Below are 23,379 nucleotides of genomic sequence, written 5' to 3' on the forward strand. Positions count from 1 at the left end.
CCCATTGCAAAACACTAACGGATAGCGATATGTTGCAGGCATGAGAGCAGTTCGCTTCGCCGAGTACGGCGGCCCGGAAGTCCTGGAACTGACCGAGGTGCCCGAACCTCACCCGGGCCCGGGTCAGATACGCATCGCCGTGCGCGCGGCAGGTGTGAATCCGCATGATTGGCGGGTTCGTGAGGGCCAGTTCCGGCGGATCCGCCCGATCGAATTACCGACGGGCATCGGCCAGGACGCTGCGGGCGTGGTGGACGAGGTCGGCGCGGGCGTGACCGATATCGAGGTCGGCGCTTACGTGCTCGGCCGCGGTACGGGCACGTACGCCGAGTTCGCTGTGCTGTCGTCGTGGGCCCGGCTACCTCGCGGGCTCACCTTCGCCGAGGCGGCCGGATACCCGTCTGTGGCCGAGACCGCATTACGAATCCTCCGCTTGGTCGATGTCCAGCCCGGGCAAACGCTGCTGGTCAGCGGCGCGGCCGGCGGTGTCGGTTCCGCGGTGTTGCAGATCGCCCGGGAACGCGGCATCAAGGTGATCGGCACCGCCGGGGCCGCGAATCTGGATTACGTGCGCGGCCTCGGCGCCCTCGCCACCACCTACGGCGACGGCTGGGTCGAGCGGGTCCGCGCGCTCGGCCCGGTCGACGCCGCGCTGGACTTGAACGGTGCCGGTGTCATCCGGGGGCTGCTCGATCTGACCGGAGACCCGGACAAGGTCGTCACCATCGCCGACCTAGAGGCGCCGATGCTCGGCATCCGATTCGCCGGAGTGGGCGGCAGCATGTCCGAGGCGCTCGCCGAGACCGTCGACCTCATATCTCGCGAAAAGTTGTATATCCCTGTCGCCCAGTCGTATTCGCTCGCCAACGCCGCGACCGCACACACCGACAGCCAAGCCGGGCACACCCGCGGACGCCGGGTCCTGCTCGTTTGAGCGCGTGCGTTTCGCTTCGGCCGCAGCATCCACCCCGGTCGCCCGTCGACCTCAGAGGAGACAACCGTGTACCGACCCCGCATCGACGCCGATGTCGAGATGACGACCAGAGACGGCGTCACCCTCACCGCCGATCTGTACCGCCCGGCCGAGGAGGGCCGATGGCCGGTGCTGCTGCATCGCACCCCGTACAACCGCAGGGATTCCTTCCGGGTGTCCGGAATCGTGGCCGACCCGCTGTGGCTCGCCCGACAGGGCTTCGCGGTGCTCGTCCAGGACACCCGCGGCCGATTCCAGTCCGGCGGCGAATTCGATTTCATCACCCAGGAGTACAACGACTCCTACGACGCGATCGATTGGGCCGCAACGCAATCCTGGAGTGACGGCAACGTCGGGATCTACGGCTCGTCCTATTTGGGCATGGCCGTCCTGCAAGCCGTCGCGGCCCGCAACCCGCATCTCAAAGCCGCGGTCGCCATGGTCGCCACCGCCGACATGCACCACACCGCCCGGCCTGGTGGCATGTTCGAGCTCGGCTTCCTCACCACCTACGGCCTCGTCCTCTGCCTCGAAGGTCTCGACCACAGCCCCCTGACCGCAGACGAGCGGGAACAGGTGCGCAAGCAACTCACCGAAGCCTTCGCCGACCCGCTCGCCACCGTGCGCAGACTGCCACTCACCGGTATCGGCCCGCTCGACGACGACCGGGTGGCGCCGTTCTGGGCCGACTGGCTGCGCTCGCCCAACGACCCGTTCTGGCGGCGGCCCACCCTGCTCTCTGAACCCGAACGCGTCACCATCCCGTTCCTGCAGGTGACCGGCTACCAGGACTTCACCAGCCCCACCCAGTTCCGGCTGGCCACCGCACTCGCCGACAACGAGAACGCCCGCCTCGTCGCCGGACCCTGGACGCATTTCGGCGCCTACACCCCGTCCGGGCAGGTCGGCGCGCGCGTGCTCGCCGGCGCGAGCGCCGGTGTGCCCACCTGGAATCCGGTGCTCGCCGCGTTCTTCGACCGCCATCTGCGCGGCGGTGACGGCGCGGACTACCCCGCTGCCGACCGGTACTTGTCCGGGCCCGGCCGGGTCACCTACTTCGTCGGCGGCTCGGACACCTGGGCCCACGCGCCCGCCTGGCCGCCCGCGTCGACCATCGAGGAGTGGGCACTCGGCTCGGGTGGTGACGCACGCACCGCGGACGGCAACGGAAAGTTGACCCGGCCAGGGACGAAAAGTGCTGAGGCCAGCGCCATTTCCGATACCTTCACCGCCGACCCGCACGATCCGTTTCCGACTCACGGCGGCGCGGTCCTCCTGGAACGAGACCCGGCGGCGGCGCCGCAGGGCATCCAGGACCAGCGCGCTGTCGACCGGCGCTACGACCTGCTCGTCTACACCAGTGAGCCGCTGACCGAGGAGGTGACGATCGCCGGACAACCCGAACTGGTCACCTTCCTCACCAGCAGCGCCCCCGACGCGGACGTATGCGTCACCCTGGTCGACGTCGAACCCGATGGTTTCGCCCGCAATGTCGCCGACGGTGCGCAACGTGCGCGCTACCGCGACGGCGGTGACACCGACTGGCTCGATGCCGAGGAACCCAGCCGCGTCACCGTCACCCTGCACGACGTGGCACACCGGTTCGGTGTCGGCCACCGCATCCGTGTGCAGATCGCCGGGTTCGACTTCCCCCGGTTCAGCCGCAACCTGCACACCCGCACCGTGCCCGAGTTCGGCACCCTCGACGAGGCCGTGTCCGCTCAGCACACCGTGCACCACCATCCGGCAGCGCCTTCCACGCTGCGCCTGCCGGTGCTCGCCGCATGACCAACTGCCCGAAGGAGCCCACGTTGTCCGAAATCGTCGTCCTCGCCAGTCTGCAGGCCAAGGCCGGACGGGGCGCGGAACTGCTCGCGTTGCTGTCCGAACTGGCCCCGCGGGTCCTGCACACCGAGCCGCAGTTGCAACGTTATGCCTTCTACGTCGAGCCCGACTCCGACCCGCTCCGCGTCACCGTGATCGAAAAGTACGCCACGCGCGCCGATCTGGTGGCGCACGACAACGGTGTGCTGACCGAGTACCTGCCACGGCTGCTCGACCTGGTCGATCCCGCACCCCGCACGATCGAACTGCACCCGGCTCCGCTGACGATCGAGGTCAGCGCGGTCGATGTCGCACGGTTGACCGTGTAGCACCGTAGTCAACGGCTTCAACTGGTTCACCAGGCCGGGCGGACATTCCGTCCGGCCTGTTCGTGATCCATGAAACGAATTATTTTGCAACATGATACGGACGCCCCCGGCTCCGGCACTCAGCGGTGATTGCCTGCGCGTAGTCGATTCGACAACTGGGGCACACTGGGGACCTCATGGCACGAAGCGGGGCGAAGTCACTAATCACGTTGCAGCCGTTAGCTTTTCATAGGTGATTCGAGCGAACCGACCCACCCTGCGGACTGCACTTCTTGTCCGCTTCACCGCGACCGACTTATCGTTCTTCTCGCGTTCAAATTTGAAATACCCTCGCCGACAAGATCTTTGATCACCAGCCGAACCACGGCGCACGCACTCGAGTTGCGCGGCGCGCAATGATCAGGGCTGTCGGCGCCGCCGGAGGCGAAGCCCGCGCACTTCGGCGATCCATTCCCGCGAGGAGATGAACAATCATGACCGATCGACCCCGCTCCGACGACGACGCCGAGATCCCCCAGGCGATCACCCGCAAACGCCTGCTGCAGCTCGGCCTGCTGGCCGTGCCCGCCGCGGCGGCAGTGACCGCCGCGACCGCCGCTACCAGCAGTAATGCCGCACCGACCCAGCAGGCCGTACCGGACGACCTCGAGCCGACCCCGGCTTGCCACGACGGCGACGCGGCCACCATCGCGCAGACCGAAGGCCCCTATTTCAAACCGAATTCACCTCGGCGCACCGACCTGGTGCTCCCGGGCGCGCCGGGCACCCGGCTCACGGTCAGCGGCTACGTGTTCACGCGTTCTTGCCGTCCGGTGGCCCAAGCCCTGCTGGACTTCTGGCAGGCCGACAACGCCGGAGCCTATGACAATTCGGGTTACAACTGGCGCGGGCATCAGTTCACCGACGCGAACGGCCGATTCAGCCTGTCGACCATCGTGCCCGGCCTCTACCCCGGCCGCACCCGGCACATCCATGTGAAGGTGCAGGCGCCCAACCAGCGGATACTCACCACTCAGCTGTATTTCCCCGGCGAGCCCCGCAACAACACCGATTCCATCTTCGACCGGCGATTGCTGATGACCGTGCGGACGGTGCCCACCGGGAAGGAGGGCACTTTCGACTTCATTCTGAACTTCCGCTGAGCGTGCCCGGTCCCGCAGTCGCGGCCGCCATCTCGTCCACCGGCTCATCCCCCGCACAGTGCGTGGTCGATCAGTTGGTTGGCGGCCTGCAACTGCGCGAAACCCGCACTGCGCGTGATGTCTTCCCCGCCGACGGCAAGGGTGCCGGTGAGAGCGACGACGGTGCTACGCGAACCGCTCTCGGTCACGCCCGCGTTGGTGAGGTAGCCCGTCTGGCCGCCGTTGTGCATCCAGTAGGTGCCGCCGCAGGACAACGGGACCGAGAACAGGCCGAGCCCGTAACGCGCGCCCGGCCACGCTTTGTCGGTGACCTCGTCGACCGGAACCGTGCTACGCATCCGGTCGAGCTCCGCAGGATGTAATAGCTTGCCGCCCAGCAGACTTCGATAGAATTCACCGATGTCTTCGGTGGTCGACAGATAACCGCCCGACGCGTCCGCATCGATCAGTTCGGTGACCTCGACCATCGGTCCGCCCACCTCGAATTGGTTGTAGCCCTTGGCATGTGGCGTGGGAAGTGTCGGATCGTCCCCGGGCCACCGGGTGTTGCGTAATCCGAGCGGTTCGAGGATCCGCGCACTCACCTCCGCATGCCAAGGCCGGTGCGCCACCTGTTCGATGACCAGACCCAACAGGACGTAGCCGGTGTTGGAGTAGGACCAACCACCGCCCGGCGCGAAATCGGGCGCGTGCTGCACGGCGGACGCCAACACCTGCTGCGGGGTGCGGACCCGATAGCGGAGGCGGTGGTAATCCTCGGCGGTCAGCATGTCCAGTGGGGCATCACGAATGCCGCTGGTGTGCTGGAGCAGATGCCGGATGGTGATCTGGTTTCCGTCATAACCGTTGCCGCGCAACATATCCGGCAGCCAACGCTGAACCGGGTCGTCGAGCGCGAGGCGCCCTTCGCCGACCAGCATGAGCACCACGGTCGCGACCATCGTCTTCGCCAGGCTTCCGACGCGGAAGTACCCATCCGCCGGAACCGGCTCCGCGACAGCAATATCCGCGCGACCACCCACCGCGACTCGGTTGATGCCCGCGGCGGTGTCGACCACCCTGGCCTGCACGCCGGTGGTGCCAACGGCCACAACCGCATCGACATCGCGCTGTAGTCCATCGCCGGTAGCCGACCCACCACACGCGCTGACCACCAGAGCCAGCGCCACCACAGCCGCCATCGCATATCGCATCGCGTCCCCTTCCGAGTCCGCGAAAATCTATCCGTGCCCGCCACCCGCCGAGATCACCCTCAGGTAGCGAACCACCACGCCCTTCTCACCCTGCGGTACCGACCGCCACCTCGCGCACCTCGGAATCCGGGTCGGCGGCTAAGCCTGCCAGCAGTCGACGGGCCGCACTACCCCGATAGCTGCGCAATGCCACCGCGAGCGCGTAACGCACGTCGGGGTTGGCGTGCTCGACCAGGTGCGCGATATCGCCGACCGCACCGCGGCTGCGCCGGCTCAAACCCCACAGCGCGTCGATCAGGTCGTCGTCATCGTTCGCGTGCCGCAGTTGGTGCAGCAGTTGCGGTTTCGTCGGCTCGGGGCCTTCGAACGGGAACCGGCGGCGCAGGTCTGCCGCCTTGTACTCGCCACGCCCCAGGCATGCCGGGCAAGCGCAAGGCCGACGGCCGTGCGCGTCAGGGCGGTATCGCCACCCGGTCACCTGGCGCACCTGCCGAATCCGATGCAGTTCCGCCGCGGCGATCGACCGGGGTACGACAACCTGGTACCCGCGCGCGTCGCCGGCGTCTCGAACCACCGAAACGGCCTCGGCCGCAGTCATTTCCGCACCGATATCCGAGTAGTGCCCGACGAAGACCCGTTCCTCGTCCCGCACCCGGAAGTGCACCGCGACGATCTGCCGCTGCCCACGTCGGCGCAACTCCCGCAACCACTGATACGACAGCACATAGGACGGCAACACCGGTACACAGAACACCCCCGCGCCCTGCACCTTGATGCCCGCCCGGCGAATCCGCCGCACGTTCTTCTCGGGTGTCAGGTGCACAAACATGGCCACCCCAGAAACGGTAGCCACCCAACTTCGCCACAACCATCGGTTTTCCAGCGTCGGAGGGGTCGGCGAGCACCAAATCGACAGTGAGCCAGATCACTGTTGAGGTTGACCCGAGGTCAGGGTGGAGGCTCGTTCCAGCGGCACGGAATACGCCGAACGGAACAGAATTGAAGGAGTAACCACCATGACCACCGACACCGTCGTTCTGGAACGCCCGGAACTGCAACAGGCCATCCAGAGCATGGTCGATTCGGGCTTCCTGGGCGTCACCCTGCGTGTGCACGACGAGCGCGGCGAATGGACCGGGAGTGCGGGGCTGCGCGAGCTGGGCGAGACGGCCACGCCGCCGATCGACGGACACGTCCGGATCGGCAGCAACACAAAGACTTTCGTCGCGACAGTGGTGTTGCAACTGGTGGCCGAGGGCAAGATCGACCTGGATGCGCCGCTGGTCGGCTACCTACCCGAGTTCGAGCTGGATTCGCGGATCACGGTGCGCATGGTGTTGCAGCACACCAGCGGAATCTTCAACTTCACCGGTGAGTTCTACACCGAACGCGAGCACGAAGCGGCCGTGCCGTGGAACGACGGCTGGATGGTCCGCGGCATCGCCTGGTCCGGCCAGGAGTGGGTGGAGAACCGGTTCAAGACCTACCGCCCCGAAGAGCTGGTCCAGCTGGCGTTGACCAAGCCGCCCCGGTTCGAGCCGGGCGCGGGTTGGAGCTACTCCAACACCAACTATGTGCTGGCCAGGCTGCTGATCGAAAAGGTCAGCGGGCGCCCGTACGCCGCTGAAATGCAGCGGCTGATCCTGGGTCCGCTGGGCTTGACCGACACCGTGGCCCCGACGGTCGAGCCGGAGATCGCCGAACCGCACGCTCACGCCTACTACCGGTACGAGGACGCGGCCGGGGTGGCGCATACGGTCGACGTCACCCGGCAGAATCCGTCCTGGATCTCCAGCGGCGGCGACATGATCTCGACCACCCGGGATCTGCACACCTTCATCGCCGCACTGGTGGGCGGCAAGCTCCTGCCCGCCGAGCTGCTCGCGCAGATGTTCACCCCACATCCCGAATTCGGTTATGGCCTGGGCGTTTTCGTGCAGCAGGCGCCGAACGGCGGCGGCACCGTCATCACCCACAACGGCGGTATCGCCGGTCACGGGGCACTGATGTACAGCTCGCTCGACGGCAGCAGGACCCTGACCGCGACGCTGAATTCGGTGGACGACGCCGACCTGTCCCTGTCCGGCGCGTTCCAGCAGGGCATGCAGCGGCTCGTCGCGGCGGTGTTCGGCGGCGACCAGGCCGAGTAGACCGACGTGCCCGCGCACCAGGCAAGCTGGACGAATGATGAACGGCGTCACGATCGGGCAGGCAGCGGCCTTCGCCGGTGTCACGGTCAAAACCGTGCGGCACTATCACAAGCACGGGTTGATCGAGGAACCCGCGCGCGACAGCTCCGGCTATCGCCGGTACGGATCGGACGAGCTGCTCCGGCTCGTCCAGGTCCGGGCCCTGGCCTCGGCCGGCATCCCGTTGGCCGAGATCGGGCCGCTGCTCGACGCCGACGCCGCACAGTTCGCCACCGCCCTGGCCGAGGCCGAGCGCCTGCTGAACGAACGGATCGCGGACCTGGTGACGCGGCGCGACACACTGCACCGGCTCGCCGACGGCGACCGCGCCCTGCTGCCCGACCGCGCGTGCGCGTTGCTCGACCGGATGACAGAAGTCGGTTTCGACCCGGAGTTCGTGGCCGTCCAACGCGAGGCCCTGGTATTGACCCGGGCCTTGGTGCCCAACGGTTTCGACGGCTTCCTGACCCAGCTCGAACACCGATTCAGCGATCCAGGGCATATCGACCTGGCCAAACGCGGCTGGGCAGCAGAGACGTGGGACCCCGACGATCCGAGGATCGCCGAACTCGCGACCGCCATGGCCGAGCACTATCTCGCTGACATCACGTCGCAGGCGAAAGTCACCGATCTGAACGCCTGGACCAATGCGGCCACCCAGTACAAGCTGATCAACAATCATCGCGATTCCCCGGTTTCGGCCCGGCTCACCGCGCTGGTCGAGGCCGAACTGCGCGCCGCGGGCCTGCCGATCCCCCACCGCTAGCGCAGCCGATCCTCTCCAGCAGCACAGCGCAGCGGCCTCACATTACGGTGGGCTGCGTCGTCGGATTACTGGAACCGCAGGCACGGGCCGCGGTCCGAGTTCTCGAGAGGTGATCCGATGACTACCAACGATTCCGAGATCAGCGCGTTCATCGCCAGTCGCACCGACGCCCAGCAGACCAAGGACATCGACCGGCTGATGACGCACTACGCGCCAGGCATCGTCTACTACGACGTGGTGCCGCCGCTTCGCTTCACCGGCACCGACGAGGTGCGCCGCAACTTCGTGCGCTGGTTCGACGAGTACGAGGGGCAGATCGACTTGCAGACGCACGACCTGACCATCGTGCGCGACGGCGACCTCGCCGTGGCCAACATGCTTCATCTGGATTCGGGCGAGCGTAAGGGCGGACTGCAGATGTCGATCTGGGTCCGGGAAACCTCTTGTCTGCGCCGGGAAGCCGGCCGCTGGTCGGTCACGCACGAACACATCTCGATTCCGTTCGACCCGGCCAACTTTCAGGTCTGGCTCCCGACGGACAAGGACCAACCCGCCTGAGTATCGAGGTCTGCGCCGGATGCGGTCAGCGCGAGGGTGGTGTCGGCGAGACGGTCGAGGACGGCGCGCTGGTGGCTGATCAGGATGAGGGACAAACCATCTCGGCGTAACTCGTCGAGCAGGTCGATGATGGTTTCCCGGGCCCGGGCGTCCAGGGCGGACGTTATCTCGTCGCAGATCAGGATGCGCGGATCTGCGGCGAGCGCGCGGGCGACGGCGACCCGCTGCTGTTGCCCGCCGGACAGTTCACCGGGGCGGCGGACAGCCAGGCTCGGTTCGAGCCGAACGGATTCCAGTAGCCGGACGGTCTCGCGGGCGGCGGCCTCGGGCGTCATTCCGCGCAGCAGGCGCAGCGGCCTGCTGATCTGAAAGCCGATGCGGTAGTGCGGGTTCAGCGACGTCGCGGGGTTCTGATAGATCAACTGAATCGCGCGCCGCTGCGCGGTGGTCCGCCGATCCACGTCGGAGGCCAAGCGGGTGCCGTCGAGTTCGAGCAGGCCGCGCGCGGGCCGGTGCAGACCGGCCAGCACGCGGGCCACGGTGGTCTTGCCCGTTCCCGAACGTCCGCTGAGGGCAAGACATTCGCCGGAATGCAGCGAGAAGGACAGGTCGGTGGCGACCGCCCGAAAGTGCCTGCGGTGCCCGTGTCCGGCCGTCAGCTGCTCGACGCGCAGCACCGGAGGGACCGCGTCGTTCCTGGCGGATGACCGTGAACCCGCTGTGTAACAAGGCTTTTCATCGCGAAGCGGCGCGAACGAGCGAACTCGGCCCTGATCGAATTCCAGCACGTCGTCGATCAGCTCGGCCAGGGTCGAGACCTCGTGCGTGATCACCAGCAGGGTGATCGTGCTGTCCTGCCTGATCCGGCGCAACGTAGCCACCAGTTCGTCGCGGGTCTGCGCGTCGAGCCCGGTGGTCGGCTCGTCGAGTACGAGCAGCGCGGGCTCGCCGAGCAGCGCCATCGCCAGCAGCACCCGTTGCTGCTGACCGCCGGAAAGCTGGTGTGGGAACCGACGCCGGAAGCGGCGGTCGTCCGGTAGGCCGACGCGGCGCAGAGCCCGCCCGACACCATCGCCGGAAGCGCCCTGCAGCCTGGCGATCTCGCGGATCGCGGTGCCGATCCGCAACGACGGATTGAGCCCGGACGCCGGGTCCTGCGGCACGTAACCGGTTGTCCGCCGTTCCCCCTGTGCCACACCGACTTCGATCGTTCCTTCGGCCCGCAGCCCGACGGGCAGCGCACCGAGCACCGCGCGGGCGAACGTCGTCTTGCCCGCGCCGGACGGGCCGACCACGGCTACGCCGCGGCCGGTGGGCAGATGAACCGAAACATCGTGCAGCAAAAGGTTGTCCGCGCGATCCCACACCGTGAGTCGCTCCACACGCACACCCGAAGCGCCGGTTCGGCTGGGCGATACCGCCTTGCCCCGCGTCGCGCGCTGCGCGCCGAGCATCCGATCCACGACCAGGTTGATCGACACCACGAGCACCATGATCAGCAACGCCGGTGCGAGCACCGCCCACGGCTGCCGTCCGAAGCCGGGCCGGTTCTCGGTGATCATCAGCGCCCAGTCCGCTGCGGGCGGGCGCAGCCCGAGCCCGAGGAAGCCGCTCACCGCGACCATCGAGATGGTCATCGACATCCGCACGCCCGCGTCGGCCAGCACCACCGACCGCAGATTCGGCAGCACCTCGACCAGCGCGAGCCGCCACAGGGGTTCGCCTCGGGCGCGCGCGGATTCGACGTAGCCCGTCCCCGCCAGTTCCAGCACCGCGGTGCGCACGATGCGGATGATCCAGGGCACCGACGCCAGGGTGGTCGCCGCGACGATCGCGGCGGGCCCCGCACCGATCGCCGTCGCGAGCACCGCGAGCAGCAGGAACCACGGCACGACGACGATCGCGTCGACCGGCCGCATGATCCAGCGGTCGGCGCCGCGGCGCAGCCCCGCGACCAGGCCGAGCCCGAGGCCGAGGCCGTAGGCGACGAGCAGCGCCAACGCGGCGATCGCGACCAGCGACAGACCACCGTGCAGCACCCGGGACAGCACGTCGCGCCCGACGACGTCGGTACCGAGCAGATGGCGTGCGCTCGGCGGCTGGAACGGCCGCCCGTGCGCGGCCGTGGGCGAGTACGGCGCGAAGAACCGCCCGGCGAGTGCCACCAGCAGCACGGCGAGGGCGGTCGCCGTCCACGCCGTCCGCAGCTGCCTCACCGGCCCACCACGATCTGTTGCCGCGCAAGCGGACTCACCAGCAGCGCGAGCAGGTCGGCGAGCAGGTAGACCCCGATGCCGAAGGCCGCCAGCAGGACGGCCGTCGACTGGACGAACGGAAAATCACGAGCGGATATGGCGCGCAACAACTCCTGGGACAGGCCCGGGTAGACGAACAGCGTCTCCACCACGGCCACGCCGCCGATCAACCCGACCACTGAACCGGCCAGCGGATGGATCGACGCCGAGACCGCGTTGGGCGCGACGTGCCGCAAGAACAAGCGCGCACCCCCGATTCCGTTGAGCCGCGCGGTCAGAATGTACTCGCTGGCCATGACCTCGGCGGTCTGGGCGCGCACCATACGCACCGGGTGTGGCGACAACCCGATCAGCAGACAGGTCACGGGCAGCACGAGGATCTCCGGTCGGTCCCAGACACTGGTGCCGGTCGGCAGCAGCGAGACGGCGGGCAGCAGATGCAGGGTCAACGAGACGGTCGCCACCAGCAGCACGCCGGACACGAACGACGGCACCGACTCCGCGGTGAGGGCGGCGACGCTGATCACCCGATCGGTCCGCGAACCGGCGCGCGCGCCTGCCACCAGACCGAGCCCGATCGCCAGTGGCACCAGCAACGCCGCGGTGAGCAAGGCCAATGTCGCGCTGTTGGCGAATCTGCCGAGCAGCACCTCGCGCACCGGACGCCCGGAGATCAGCGAATTGCCGAAGTCACCGCGCGCGAAATCACCCGCCCACTCCGCGAATCGGACCGGTGCGGGCCGGTCCAGGCCCAATTGGGCACGCAGCGCGGCCACTTGCGCGGGCGCCGGATCGCCACCGCCTTCCCGGGACAGGATGACGGTGGCCGCATCGGAATCCAGCGTCTCGAACAGACCGAACACGATCAGGGCGACGCCGAGCAGCACGGCGATGCCCGCGCAAACTCTAAGTGCGACATAGCGAAGCACGACCGTCAGCGGGCCAGCCAGGTCGTGGCGTAGTTCGCCCAGTCGTCCGTGCCGGGGACCCCGTTGCGCACCCCGCGCACGAACGGCCTGGCCGCATCCGGTCGCTTCGCGAAGCTGTGCAGGATGTAGCCGCCCTCCTCCCAAAGCGTTTGCTGCAGTTCGAGGTAGAGCTGACGGCGCCGCTGCGGGTCCATCGCCGCGCGCGCCGCCGCGAACTTCGCGTCCCACTCCGGGCGCTGCCAGCCGGTGCCGTTGCTCGGCGACGTGCTGGTCATGGTCTGGCCGTAGAAGTAGTCGAGACTGTAGTTCCACCAACCGATGTGGGTCAGCGGGAACTTTCCGCTGACCTGGGAGAAGTAGGTATCGGCCGGCACGGATTCGAGCCGGATGGTGATCCCCGCGGCCTTCGCTTGCTCGGCGTAGAGGGTCGCGGATTCGAGCATGCCCGGCATGCCGTCGGCGGTTTGCAGCGCGACCGTGAGGTTTTCCTTCCCGGCCGCGCGCAGCAGCTCACGGGCCCGCTGCGGATCGTAGGTGCGTTGCGGCAGCGAATCGGCGTAGCCGGGCGCGCCTTTGCCGTACACGTCGTTGCCGACCTCGCCGTAGCCGTAGTACACCGAGTCGACCATCGCCTGCCGGTCCACCGCCAGCCGCATCGCCTGCCGCACGCGCACGTCGTCGAACGGCGGGATATCCACCCGCATCTGGAAGGCGCCCATCAACCCGGCGGGCGGCACGATCACCGAGACGTCCGGATCGCTGGACAGATTGCTGGCCTGCAGATACGACACCTCGTGCACCACATCGGCCTGATCGGAGAGGAAGGCGTTCACCCGGGCTTCGGTCTCGGCGATCTGGATGATCTCCACCTCGTCCAGCAGGGCCGGCCCGTCCCAGTGTCGTTCGTTGCGGCGCAACAGCGTTCGGTCACCGGGCGACCACCGCACCAGCGCGAAGGGTCCGGTGCCCACCGGCAGGGTGCGCTCGTCGAAGGTGGTTGTACCGTCCTTGACGATGTAGCAGTACCAGCCCGCGAGCACCGAACCGAAGTCCGCGAGCGGCGTTTTCATTGCTACCACCACCCCGAGATCGCCGTCGGCGCGTGTCCGGGCCATGTCGACCATGGCGAGGTCACCGGAGGACTTGCGCGCCGGGTCCAGCATGCGCGTGAAGCTCCACAGCACGTCCCGGGAGGTGAGGGGTGTGCCGTCGCTGAAGAGCACGCCGGGACGCAGGGTGATCCGCCACTCGCTGCCGTCGGCGTTGGGCTGCAACGATTCCGCCAAGCGGTACCGCAGGGTGAGGTCGTTGTTGTAGGCGACCAGCTTGTCCCACACGTTCTTGGCGACCGCGCCGCCCGCCGAACTGCCCGCCTGGTGGGGGTCGAGCACATCGGCGGTCGCCGAGCGGCCCGCGATCGCCGTACGCAACCGCCCGCCGGGCCGGGGCGGACCATCGGGTGTGTTGCCGGGGTGCGCGTCGGCACCGCAGCCGGTCAGCGCCCATGCGCCGCCGAACGCGGCCAGTGCGGTCGCGCCGAGCAGTAACCGCCGCCGCCCGAAAGCGGGCGCGGTCGATGTGGAGTTGTGCATCGCCATCCTCGTGGTGTTCGTCCCTTACCGCGGCGCAGGTATCCTGGCTCCCGATTCGACGCGCACCGCCGGCCTTCCAACCTGGGCAGGTCGTGGCCATGAACTGGCGGTTTGCTCCTCGGTGACAGTTGCGGGACAGCCCCGGATTCGCACCGGTGTTCCCTACGCCGATCAGAACGTTACAAGGCCCCGGCCCCCAAACCCCACCTTCACCTCGGTATTCGCCGCCACTCCGAGAGTTCGGCTTCCCTGATAAATAATTTGGGGATACCGTAGGCGATGCCGGAGCGTGTACCGGCAGCCACGATGGCCCCGCGCCGCTACACCCCGGCGCGGGGTCACTCCGGAGCCCTACGCCGAGGGACGCGTGAAACGAAGCGTGACGAGCTGGAAAGGCCGCAGCCGCACGCGCACTCCGCCGGCCTCCGCCAGCACCGGGGCTTCGCCGGGCAACGGTCGTTCCAGCAGATCGCACACCTGCTGGCCCGTGCTGGCGAAACCCGGGGCGACCAGGGCGGTGGCACGACCGCCGTGCGCCTCGTAGAGGCGAAGCACGACATCGCCGCTGCCGTCGTCGGCGAGTTTGACCGCGCTGGTCACCACCGCGTCGTTGTCGACGGTGAACAGGGGCGCGACCGGCTCGGCGACGCCTGCGGTCGGGCGGGCGAGGTTGATGCGATAGCCCGCGGCGACCGCGTCCCCGATCGAGGCGCCCGGCAAGAGGGCGTGCCGGAAGTCGTGGGTGCCGTGATCGGTCTCCGGGTCGGGGAACCGCGGCGCGCGCAACAGCGAAGCCCGCACCGTTGTCGTCGTCCCGCCGTCGGGTCGGACAGTCCGGGTGACGTCGTGACCGTAGGTGGAGTCATTGACCAGCCCAACACCCCAACCGGGTTCGGCGAAGTGCACGAAACGGTGATTGCACGCTTCGAATTTCGCGTATTCCCAACTGGTATTCGTGTGCGTCGGCCGGTAGAGATGCCCGAACTGGGTCTCGGACGCGTAGCGGTCGGCGTGAATGTCCAGGGGGAAGGCCAGTTTGAGGAATTTCTCGGTCTCGTACCAGTCGACGCGGGTATCGATATCGAGACTGCGCGCGCCCGCCCGCAGCGTGAGAGCCTGCTCGATCTTGGACGAACCGAACGAGCGGCCTACCCGCACCACCGCGTCGGTCGGCGAATCAGTCTCCGCTACAACGAAGTCCGCGTCGGTGAGATCGGTGACCCGGTTACGGTAGAACAGATCGACGTCCCAGGCGTCCCATGAGTTGGGCAGATCCGGATGCAGCTGCAGCAGGTTCGCGGGGCTCTGCGGCGGCAGCGTCTCGCGCTGCTGAACGAGGTCGAACACCGACACCACGAGACCGCGCGCGTCGATTTCCACCCGCAGCAGGGCGTTGTCGAGCACGAACCCGCCGCCGGCCCGCTCGGCCACCGTGCACGGCGTCGCCGACTGCTGCGGTCCGGCGCCGCCGGCGGGCACCGCGCGCCAGGCGTGCGGGGCGGGGTTGAAGACATTCGGTCCCGCCTGATCGCCGCCGAGCTGCCGATGCGCCTGATCGATGAGCGCGGTCAGCTCCGCGGTCACCGCCGCGTGCGTGCGCTCGGCCTCCCGATGCACCCAGGCGATCGACGAACCGGGCAGGATGTCGTGGAACTGGTGCAGCAGCACCGTCTTCCAGAGCCGGTCCAGGGCGTCGTACGGGTACTCGGCGCGCTTGCGCACCGTGGCCGTCGCGGCCCACAGCTCGGCCTCGCGCAGCAGGTGTTCGTTGCGCCGGTTGCCCTGCTTGGTCTTCGCCTGACTCGTGAGGGTGGCACGGTGCAGCTCGAGGTACAGCTCCCCCACCCATACCGGCGGATTCCGGTACTCCGCCTCGGCCCGCGCGAAGAAGTCGGCGGGCTTGTCCCACAACACCTTCGGCGAACCTTCCAGGTCTTTCATCCGGGCCGCCTTGGCGATCATCTCGCGCGTCGTCCCGCCGCCGCCATCGCCCCAGCCGGTCGGCGCGAGCGACATCGAGGCCCGTCCCTTGTCCTTGAAGTTCCTTGCGGCATGCGCGATCTCACGCCCAGCCATGGAGCAGTTGTAGGTGTCGACCGGCGGGAAGTGGGTGAAGATGCGGGTGCCGTCGATGCCCTCCCACAGGAAGGTGTGATGCGGGAACTTGTTGATCTGACTCCAGGAAATCTTCTGTGTCAGCAACCATTTCGATCCGGCCGCCTTGATGATCTGCGGCAGCCCGGCTGCGAAACCGAAGGTGTCCGGCAACCAAGCCTCTTCGTTCTCGATCCCGAACTCCGCCAGGAAGAACCGTTTTCCGTGCACGAACTGACGCGCCATCGCCTCGGAGCCCGGCATATTGGTATCCGCCTCGACCCACATTCCGCCCGCGGGCACGAACCGCCCTTCGGCCACGGCCGCTTTGACCTTCGCATACACCTCGGGGCGGTGCTGTTTGACGAAGTCGTACTGCGCCGCCTGCGACATCGTGTAGACGAACTCGGGGTCGTCGGCCAGCAGGGCCGTCATGTTCGCGGTCGTACGAGCCACCTTGCGGACGGTCTCGCGCAGCGGCCACAGCCAGGCCGAATCGATATGGGCGTGCCCCACCGCCGAGATCCGATGCGCCGACGGTATCGCGGGCTTGGCCAGCGCCTCGGCCAGGCAGGCGCGCGCCGCGGCGGCGGTGCCGGGCACGTCCTGCAGATCGATGGCGTCCAGCGCGCGCTCGATCGCGCGCACGATGTCGTAGCGGCGGGCAGGATCCTCGGGCATCTCGTGCATCAGTTCACCGAGCACCTCGAGGTCCTGCACCAGGTGCCAGACGTCGTCGTGGAAGACCGCGAGATCCATTCGGCCGAGCCGATATTGCGGGTCGGTGCCCGCGGTCGACTTCTCGCCCAGCGGCGTCGGCGCGAAGAACGGGATGATCGGGTTCGACGCCGCTTCGACATGCAGCAGCACATGCTCGCCGCCCACCGCGGGAGAACCCACCCGCACCCACTGGTTGCGCGGGTGCAGCCCCTTCACCGGCGACCCGTCCGGCCGGTACACCAGGCCCTCGCACTGGAAGCCGGGCATGTTCCGGTCGAAGCCGAGATCGATGATCGCCTCGACGGTCTTACCCGCCCACGCCGCAGGCACGGTGCCCTCGACCGTGAGCCAGCTGGTGCCCCACGGCGCACCCCAGGGCGCGCCCGGCGCGGTGGGCGTCCGCGGCGCGGCCAGCCCCTCGGCCACCGGTACCGGCTCGTCCGGTGCGACCCAGATGGACACCTGCATCGGCACCGATGCGCCGTAGATCGCGGGTGTGATCCGTTCGCCGAGCACTCGCCCGAGGCGATCTTCGATCAATCGACGGTCGTCGTGCATGGCGGTGGCTCCCATCGGATCAGGCGCTGATCATCGATCTGCCCCATTCTCCGTGATGGTGCTGTGCCCGCCCGGAATTCCCGGGAAACGGCGGTTCGGCGGCACGGGCGGGCCGGACCGCTACGCCTGTCGTCGTCTGCGCGCCTTCAACCTGCGCCGGGCCAGGAATCCGAACACCAGCATCATGATCGTGCCGCTCGCCGGCGCTTTGATGACCGAGCGGGTGTGCGGCGCGTACCTGGCCGCGGTGTCGTCGGCCTCCAGCCAGCCGGTGTACTGACCGATCTCGACGCCGATGAGCTTGGGGTTGTACGAATGGGCGAGCAAGCCCGCCCGGCGACCGCCGGGTGGCAGACCGCCCGGCGCGAACAGCTCGATACCGGCTTCGCCGCTACCGGTCACCTCGACCGGCAGCACCATCGGATAGCCGTCGGCATCCCGGTAGCCGAGTAGCCGATACGGCAGCCGCGCAATCTGATTCGCCGATTTCAGCACGTCCACCCGGGGCACGATGCCCTTCGCCGGACGGATCTGCGGCGGCACCTGCTCGACCGGCAGCGGCGCGCCGTAGACCACCGGCCGTTCGGCGGCGTGCAGGTCGGGCCAGCACACGATCCGGGTCACCGTGACCTCGACGAGCACGCGATCGTCGTAGTAGGCGCGCAGCCAGCGGTCCCAGAAGGCGCCGCGGCGCCGCTCGCCCATGAACGGCGCGGACTTGGCGCCGATCTCGTCGAGCACCGCCCGGTCGGGTTCGGGATCGAAACGGGCCGTGCCTTGCACGAGCACGTAGCGCCGATTGGCCGGATCGCCGAGACCGTGTGCGCGACTGTGAAAGGCCAGGGCGACTTTGGGCTCGCGCTCGATCCGATCCAATTTACGGCCCATGCCGAGCGAGGTGGTGAAACCGATTGTCCCCGTTGCTCGATCACGCAAACCAATGGGCGAGACCGCGGTGACCACCGCGCCCGCGGCCGGGGTGGAATAGACGAGGCCGGCGGTGAGATCGCCGGCGAGGATGTCATCGATCTCGTCCGGCCAGGTCACCGACCCGGCTCGAGCGCGACCATTGATGTCGAGAGCATGCGACATGACGTAATCCCCCTTGTGGAACGGCATTTCGAACTGACATCGAGAACCGGCGTGGCCGCGGCCGCGGCTGCGGCCACCTACGGTGGGTTGTTCAGCGGCCGGACTTCGGGTCGAGGACCGGGAAGTTGCTGCGGAACACACCGTGCGGGTCCGTGCCGCGCTTGATATCGCGCAGCCGGGCCAGCGTGTCGGGCGTGAAGGCGTCCGCGGCGGTCTGGCCGGGACCCAGCAGGGTCAGCGGCGTCCGGCGGCTGCGGGACGAATCCAGGGCCGTGAGGTAGTCCGCCATCCGAGTCTCGTTGGCGGCGGCCATATCCGGCGTGACCTCGGGTGCGATCAGGCCGATGTAGTACGGGGCGGTGACGGTGCCGGCCGGAGTGTCGGACGCGCGCGCGAGGCGGCCGCCGAGATGGCGTACCTGCACCGCGGCGACCGGCGCCATCGGCTTACCCAGCAGGCCCGCGACGTCCGCGTCGGTGAGCCCGTTCAGCAGTTCGATCTGCGAGCGGATCGGACTGGGCTCGGCGGGTTCACCGGTGATGGTGCCCAATTCGGCGACCGGCAGCACCCTGCGGGTATCGCGCATCTTGCCGTCGATACCGTCGAACGGACGCAGCAGCGCCTGCGCGGCCGCCTCGTCGCCGAGATAGGTGACGTCGAGGCCGACCATCGGTGGGGCGCCGTCGAATTGGAGCAGGCTCCACCAGAGCGTCAGCTCGTCCGGAGCCGTCGCGGTCACCTCGCGGAAGGCGGCCATCACCTGCGGCGCCCGGTCGGCGGACCACAGCACCTTGCCGCCGTACAGGGCGGGGGCCGGGTGCAATCCGAACTCGATCGTGGTGACCAGCGCGTAGTCGCCGCCACCACCGCGCAGTGCCCAGAACAGATCCGGCTCCGTCGCGGCCGTCACCCGCCGGGTGCGTCCGTCGGCGTCGATGATCTCGAACGCGGTGACGCTGTCGGCGGCCCAGCCGAATTTGCGTGCGAACCAGCTCAATCCGCCGCCGAGGGTGTACCCCGTGATGCCGACGCCCGGCGCGCTGCCCGCCACCCCGGTCAATCCGTGTGAGCTCGCGATCTCCTGCACCTGTCCCCAGGAGACGCCGGCGCCCACCCGGGCGGTGCGCGCGACCGGATCGACGCGGATCTCGTTCAGCCGCTTGGTACGTACCAGAATCGTTCCGTTCACCGCCGGCGAGGGATTGTGTCCGTTCGGCTGGACTGCCACAGTGCTGCCGGCATCTTTGGCATACCGCACCAGCGCAGTGGCATCCTCGACGTCGGCGAGTTCGACGACGGCGCGCACCGACTGGTCGACCGTCAGATTCCACGGCTTACGAGCGAGGTCGAACCCCTCGTCGCCGGGCAGCAGCACCCGCCCGCGCACGGCGGATCGCAACTTCGAATCATCACCGGGGGCAGCCTCCGTACCGGACCCGTCGGTCGTGCACGCCGCCACCGCGAGCCCGCTGCCGACCACCAGCAAGCGGCGGCGGCTCAGCTCGAACGACCCGCCCTTACCGTCCTGACCTGCACTCATTCTATTCCTTCCACGAGGTTCATTACGAAACGATACGCACTCGTTTCATAATTGGAGATGCGATACAGAACACGCTTGTTTCGTAACTCCCGCACCGCTACGCTGTCGGTGTGTCGACACAACAGAGCGGCGAACCCAAGGCGAAACCCGGTGGCAGGCCCCGGGATCCGGATCGCGATCGCGCGCTGCTGGCCGCCGTCAGCGAAATCCTGCCCGAGGTCGGCTACGACCGGCTGACCATGGACGCCGTCGCGGCCCGGGCCGGCGCGGGCCGGGCCACCGTGTATCGACGCTGGAAGGACAAGTCGGAGCTGGTCCGCGACGCGATCCAGGCGCTGAGCTGGGACGAGCCGCTGCCCGACACCGGCAGCCTGCGTTCGGATCTGATCGCCGTGGGCGCCATGTATCTCGACCCGAGCAGTCAACGGGATTCGATCCTGTCCGCGATCGCATCGGCGATCAAACGCGATCAGCAATTGCGCGAAACCGTCGAACGCGTCATCTCGCAACCGCGCCGGGCGGCCTATGCCGCCATCGTGAATCGGGCGTGTGAACGCGGCGAGATCGCGCCGGGAGCCGATACCGAACTCATCGCCGACGTCGTGCCCGCGATGATCTTCTATCGCCTGCTCGACAAGGAAGAACCAATGGAGGGCGCATATTTCGAGCGGGTGATCGATTCCCTGGTCATCCCGTTGCTCACAGGATATGCGGGCGCGCGCCCGCTCGGCGCGACCGAGAAAACTGACAATTAGCTGTATCAGCTGGTGGGAGAAGCAAGATGAGGTTTGTTGTATTCGGTGCCAGCGGGCCGACCGGACTACAGGTCATCCAGCAGGCGATAGACAAGGGTTATGAAGTGACCGCGGCGGTCCGCCGACCCGGCGAATTCCCGCTCACCGCACCGAATTTGCGAGTAGTCCAGGTGGACGCGCTCGACGCCGAATCGGTGAAGAACGCGGTGGCCGGCCAGGATGCGGTGATATCCATTCTCGGCGGTAAATACACGATGAAGCCCGTATCGATATTCTCCGAAGGTCTGGGAAATATCCTGCCCGCCATGCGGACTCATGGCGTCCGCCGTCTGGTGTGCGTCAGCTCCGTCTGCGTCGCGGGTAAGGCCGCGCCGGGCGAGACGTTCCTCTTCCGCACGGTCCTGCTGCCCATCCTGCTCACCCTGGGCCGCACCGCGTACTTCGACATGGGCCGCATGGAGGACATCGTCAAGAACAGCGGCCTGGACTGGACGATCGTGCGCGCCTCGGGCCTGTTCGACGCCGACCGGGTCACCGACTACACGATCGGCCCGTCGGGCATCCCCGGCCGCTACACCGCACGCGCCGACCTGGCGGACGCGCTGTTGCGCGAGGTGATGGAGAACCGGAACGTCAAAGCGTCGGTCGACGTGGTCACCACCGAGGGCGTGCCACGACTGACCGACAGCTTCAAGCGCGGGCAGAAGTAACCGCCCCCGATGACCCGGCGAGGCAGTGCGCCGTCAGCCCGTATCGACCATCGGGTGGTGCGCTGCGGGGTAGGCGTCACTGACGAGTTTGAAGCCGACACCGCGCACGGAGATGATCCACTCGCTGGCGCCGAGCTTGGCGCGCAGGCTGCTGACGTGCGTATCGGCGGTGCGGCGCGACCAGTTGTGGCCCCACACCGCGCGCATGATCTCGGCCCGCGGCACCACCCGCCCGCTGTTCTCCGCCAGCAGGACCAGCAGGTCGAACTCCTTGCGGGTGAGCGCGATCCGGCGGCCGAACACGGTGACCTCGCGGGCCAGCGCGTCGATGCGCAGCGGTCCGTGCTCGAGCGCGGGTTCGGCCCGGCGCACCCGGGCCGACCGGCGCCACATCAGCGCCTCGACCCGGGCCGCGAGTTCACGGAAGTGATAGGGCTTGGCGATGTAGTCGTCGGCCCCGGCCTGCAATGCGAGCACGCAATCCAGTTCCGACTTCCGCTCCGCGGTGACGATTATCGGTACGCCGCACTCGGCGACACTCCGGCATACGTAAAGACCATCCATATCCGGCAGTTCGAGACTCACGATAACCAGGTCGTAAGCGGTACACGCGTCCACCGCAGCCAGACCGGAATCGGCCTCCGCAACTTCGTAGCCATGCCGGGTCATATATTTGGCAAGTTCCGCTCGCGATGCCGGGTTGCCGTCGACAATCAGGATTCGTTGCCCAACAGACCACCTCGTCATCGCGCCCGTACTTCGCTCACCCTGGTGAGTAATCGGGCCCTGTGTCGACTTCCGCTGTCCGGACTGCACGTCGAAATACCCCCCAAACTTTCCCGCATTGGAGCACGGCGACCGATAAAACCGCGCCCCAGCTGGGACGCCCGTCGGACCGGAGGTCGCCGTCCGACGGCAAGGCCGACAGTACCACAGGGGTTAGGTCCGAGCCTGACCACGAAAGTGTGGGCACCACTACGAGTTACGCGGCACGACAAGTTTAGTTCGTATTGTTCGAAAACTGAGCCAATAGCTTGTCATCTACTATCCGCGACGCGCGGTAATCCTGCGCGTATATCGACATACGTTGTGTCACATGACAATACGAAGACCTCGGATCATCCCATCTGATAGGATCTCCGGGCATCATGGAGCGAACGGAGGGCACTGCCAAATCAACACTGCCACAACATAATTCGACCTCTCTCTAGAGTACCCCAGCCCAGCTGCCCAGCGTCGAGCGGCCCGGCTATCGCGTATCACATTCCGGCCACGGAGCACGCGGCGTGCCACCCGGACAGGAAAGGCCCGCGCGACAAGTAATTCCACAAGAACTGTGCAGCCGAGCCCGACGGCGCGTCCGTCGGAGCAATGCGCTCACCCACCGCAATCTGCAGTACGAGCTGTGATGTATCGGGGGATCATGGAGCTACAAAGTTTCGACGCCGACCGGTCGGCGAGCCACCATATTCTATTGGTGGAAAGCAATGAGGCAGAACGGCGGTCGCTTACCGAGCGACTCGTTCGGCACGGTTACACGGTGACCGCGGTCGATACCGCGGGCAGCGCGCTGGAGTGTTACCACAATGCCGATCTGGTGCTGCTCGACGTCGATCTGTCCGATCTCGACGGCATCGAGGTATGCCGTGCCATCCGGGATACCAGCGCCGTTCCGATCATCATCGTGACCGCCCGGGATTCGGTCCTGGATCGCGTGCTCGGATTGCGTTCCGGCGCGGACGACTACATCACCAAACCGTACGGAGCGCGAGAATTGATCGCGCGGATCCAAGCGGTATTGCGCCGATTCGTGCCCGATGAATGTATGGCGCCCACGCCGGTCACGGCGACCTCTATCCGGCACGGCCCGCTGTCCGTCGACGCCGACGCCCGACGTGTCGAATTGGCCGGTGATCTCGTCAAGACGACGAGAAAGGAATTCGACCTGCTGTACCTGCTCGCCTCCAACCCGGGCAAGGTCATCGAGCGCAGCACGATCACCGAGGAGATCTGGGACGGCACGCTGTCGAGCCGGACCGTGGACACTCATATCAACAGCCTCCGCAAGAAGCTGGGCACGAGCGAGTGGATCGTCACCGTGCGCGGTATCGGCTTCCGCTTCATCGGACACCGATACGACGCACAGCACGCGTAGCCCGG

General features: G+C 67.5%; 19 protein-coding genes and 1 riboswitch. Of the genes, 10 read left to right on the forward strand and 9 right to left on the reverse strand.

What is annotated here, in order from left to right:
- The first annotated feature begins 40 nt into the window (after positions 1-40).
- The 4 genes from NBRGI_RS32960 (at position 41) to NBRGI_RS32975 (ending at position 4,268) form a co-directional block, all read left to right on the forward strand.
- Positions 41-934: an NADP-dependent oxidoreductase gene (locus NBRGI_RS32960; RefSeq protein WP_029901086.1), complete on the forward strand. Its 894-nt coding sequence runs from the start codon at positions 41-43 to the stop codon at positions 932-934.
- A gap of 66 nt (positions 935-1,000) precedes the next feature.
- Entirely contained in the window at positions 1,001-2,761 is a 1,761-nt protein-coding gene (locus NBRGI_RS32965) for a CocE/NonD family hydrolase (RefSeq protein WP_029901087.1), read from the forward strand.
- Between the two features lie 23 nt (positions 2,762-2,784).
- Positions 2,785-3,126 (forward strand): putative quinol monooxygenase, encoded by a 342-nt coding sequence (locus tag NBRGI_RS32970; RefSeq protein WP_158439958.1) that lies wholly within the window; start codon positions 2,785-2,787, stop codon positions 3,124-3,126.
- Between the two features lie 473 nt (positions 3,127-3,599).
- Positions 3,600-4,268, forward strand: coding sequence for a dioxygenase family protein (locus NBRGI_RS32975; protein ID WP_029901089.1), 669 nt, complete (start codon positions 3,600-3,602; stop codon positions 4,266-4,268).
- Between the two features lie 44 nt (positions 4,269-4,312).
- Here the strand turns inward: NBRGI_RS32975 and NBRGI_RS32980 are convergent, their stop codons facing one another.
- Together NBRGI_RS32980 and NBRGI_RS32985 are read right to left on the reverse strand one after the other, a co-directional pair.
- Entirely contained in the window at positions 4,313-5,461 is a 1,149-nt protein-coding gene (locus tag NBRGI_RS32980; RefSeq protein WP_036561806.1) for a serine hydrolase domain-containing protein, read from the reverse strand.
- Between the two features lie 85 nt (positions 5,462-5,546).
- On the reverse strand, positions 5,547-6,290 hold the full coding sequence (locus NBRGI_RS32985) for a HEAT repeat domain-containing protein (RefSeq protein ID WP_029901091.1): 744 nt from the start codon (positions 6,288-6,290) through the stop codon (positions 5,547-5,549).
- A 187-nt stretch (positions 6,291-6,477) separates the two neighbouring features.
- Between NBRGI_RS32985 and NBRGI_RS32990 the strand changes: the two genes are divergently transcribed.
- The 3 genes from NBRGI_RS32990 to NBRGI_RS33000 all read left to right on the forward strand — a co-directional run bounded on the left by NBRGI_RS32990 (position 6,478) and on the right by NBRGI_RS33000 (position 8,974).
- Positions 6,478-7,611, forward strand: a complete 1,134-nt coding sequence (locus tag NBRGI_RS32990; RefSeq protein ID WP_029901092.1) for a serine hydrolase domain-containing protein — start codon at positions 6,478-6,480, stop codon at positions 7,609-7,611.
- A 34-nt stretch (positions 7,612-7,645) separates the two neighbouring features.
- A complete protein-coding gene (locus NBRGI_RS32995; RefSeq protein WP_029901093.1) occupies positions 7,646-8,416 on the forward strand; it encodes a MerR family transcriptional regulator in 771 nt (256 codons plus the stop codon).
- Positions 8,417-8,533: 117 nt separating this feature from the next.
- Entirely contained in the window at positions 8,534-8,974 is a 441-nt protein-coding gene (locus tag NBRGI_RS33000; RefSeq protein ID WP_029901094.1) for a YybH family protein, read from the forward strand.
- Here the strand turns inward: NBRGI_RS33000 and NBRGI_RS45630 are convergent.
- The 6 genes from NBRGI_RS45630 to NBRGI_RS33030 form a co-directional block, all read right to left on the reverse strand.
- Complete coding sequence (locus NBRGI_RS45630) at positions 8,935-11,190, reverse strand: ABC transporter ATP-binding protein/permease (RefSeq protein WP_051728216.1); 2,256 nt, start codon at positions 11,188-11,190, stop codon at positions 8,935-8,937. The two genes, NBRGI_RS33000 and NBRGI_RS45630, sit on opposite strands and share 40 nt — an antisense overlap.
- A complete protein-coding gene (locus NBRGI_RS33010; RefSeq protein WP_029901096.1) occupies positions 11,187-12,158 on the reverse strand; it encodes an ABC transporter permease in 972 nt (323 codons plus the stop codon). Before NBRGI_RS33010 ends, NBRGI_RS45630 begins: the two co-directional genes overlap by 4 nt.
- A gap of 5 nt (positions 12,159-12,163) precedes the next feature.
- Positions 12,164-13,750, reverse strand: coding sequence for an ABC transporter substrate-binding protein (locus NBRGI_RS33015; protein ID WP_029901097.1), 1,587 nt, complete (start codon positions 13,748-13,750; stop codon positions 12,164-12,166).
- Between the two features lie 19 nt (positions 13,751-13,769).
- Positions 13,770-13,952: riboswitch (cobalamin riboswitch) on the reverse strand.
- Between the two features lie 149 nt (positions 13,953-14,101).
- On the reverse strand, positions 14,102-17,122 hold the full coding sequence (locus NBRGI_RS33020) for an alpha-mannosidase (protein ID WP_029901098.1): 3,021 nt from the start codon (positions 17,120-17,122) through the stop codon (positions 14,102-14,104).
- Positions 17,123-17,242: 120 nt separating this feature from the next.
- Positions 17,243-18,214, reverse strand: a complete 972-nt coding sequence (locus NBRGI_RS33025; RefSeq protein WP_051728222.1) for a pyridoxamine 5'-phosphate oxidase family protein — start codon at positions 18,212-18,214, stop codon at positions 17,243-17,245.
- Positions 18,215-18,305: 91 nt separating this feature from the next.
- On the reverse strand, positions 18,306-19,754 hold the full coding sequence (locus NBRGI_RS33030; RefSeq protein WP_200882260.1) for an FAD-binding oxidoreductase: 1,449 nt from the start codon (positions 19,752-19,754) through the stop codon (positions 18,306-18,308).
- 110 nt (positions 19,755-19,864) lie between these two features.
- On the opposite strand from NBRGI_RS33030, the gene NBRGI_RS33035 reads away from it, so the two are divergent.
- Together NBRGI_RS33035 and NBRGI_RS33040 are read left to right on the forward strand one after the other, a co-directional pair.
- Positions 19,865-20,509, forward strand: coding sequence for a TetR-like C-terminal domain-containing protein (locus tag NBRGI_RS33035; protein WP_051728218.1), 645 nt, complete (start codon positions 19,865-19,867; stop codon positions 20,507-20,509).
- 26 nt (positions 20,510-20,535) lie between these two features.
- Entirely contained in the window at positions 20,536-21,219 is a 684-nt protein-coding gene (locus NBRGI_RS33040; RefSeq protein WP_029901102.1) for an NAD(P)-dependent oxidoreductase, read from the forward strand.
- Positions 21,220-21,252: 33 nt separating this feature from the next.
- On the opposite strand, the gene NBRGI_RS33045 is transcribed toward NBRGI_RS33040, so the two are convergent.
- Complete coding sequence (locus NBRGI_RS33045; protein WP_081593917.1) at positions 21,253-21,966, reverse strand: response regulator transcription factor; 714 nt, start codon at positions 21,964-21,966, stop codon at positions 21,253-21,255.
- Positions 21,967-22,642: 676 nt separating this feature from the next.
- Between NBRGI_RS33045 and NBRGI_RS33050 the strand changes: the two genes are divergently transcribed.
- Positions 22,643-23,374 (forward strand): response regulator transcription factor, encoded by a 732-nt coding sequence (locus NBRGI_RS33050; RefSeq protein ID WP_029901103.1) that lies wholly within the window; start codon positions 22,643-22,645, stop codon positions 23,372-23,374.
- Positions 23,375-23,379: the final 5 nt, after the last annotated feature.

Source organism: Nocardia brasiliensis IFM 10847, assembly GCF_000710915.1.
Lineage (GTDB): Bacteria > Actinomycetota > Actinomycetes > Mycobacteriales > Mycobacteriaceae > Nocardia > Nocardia brasiliensis_A.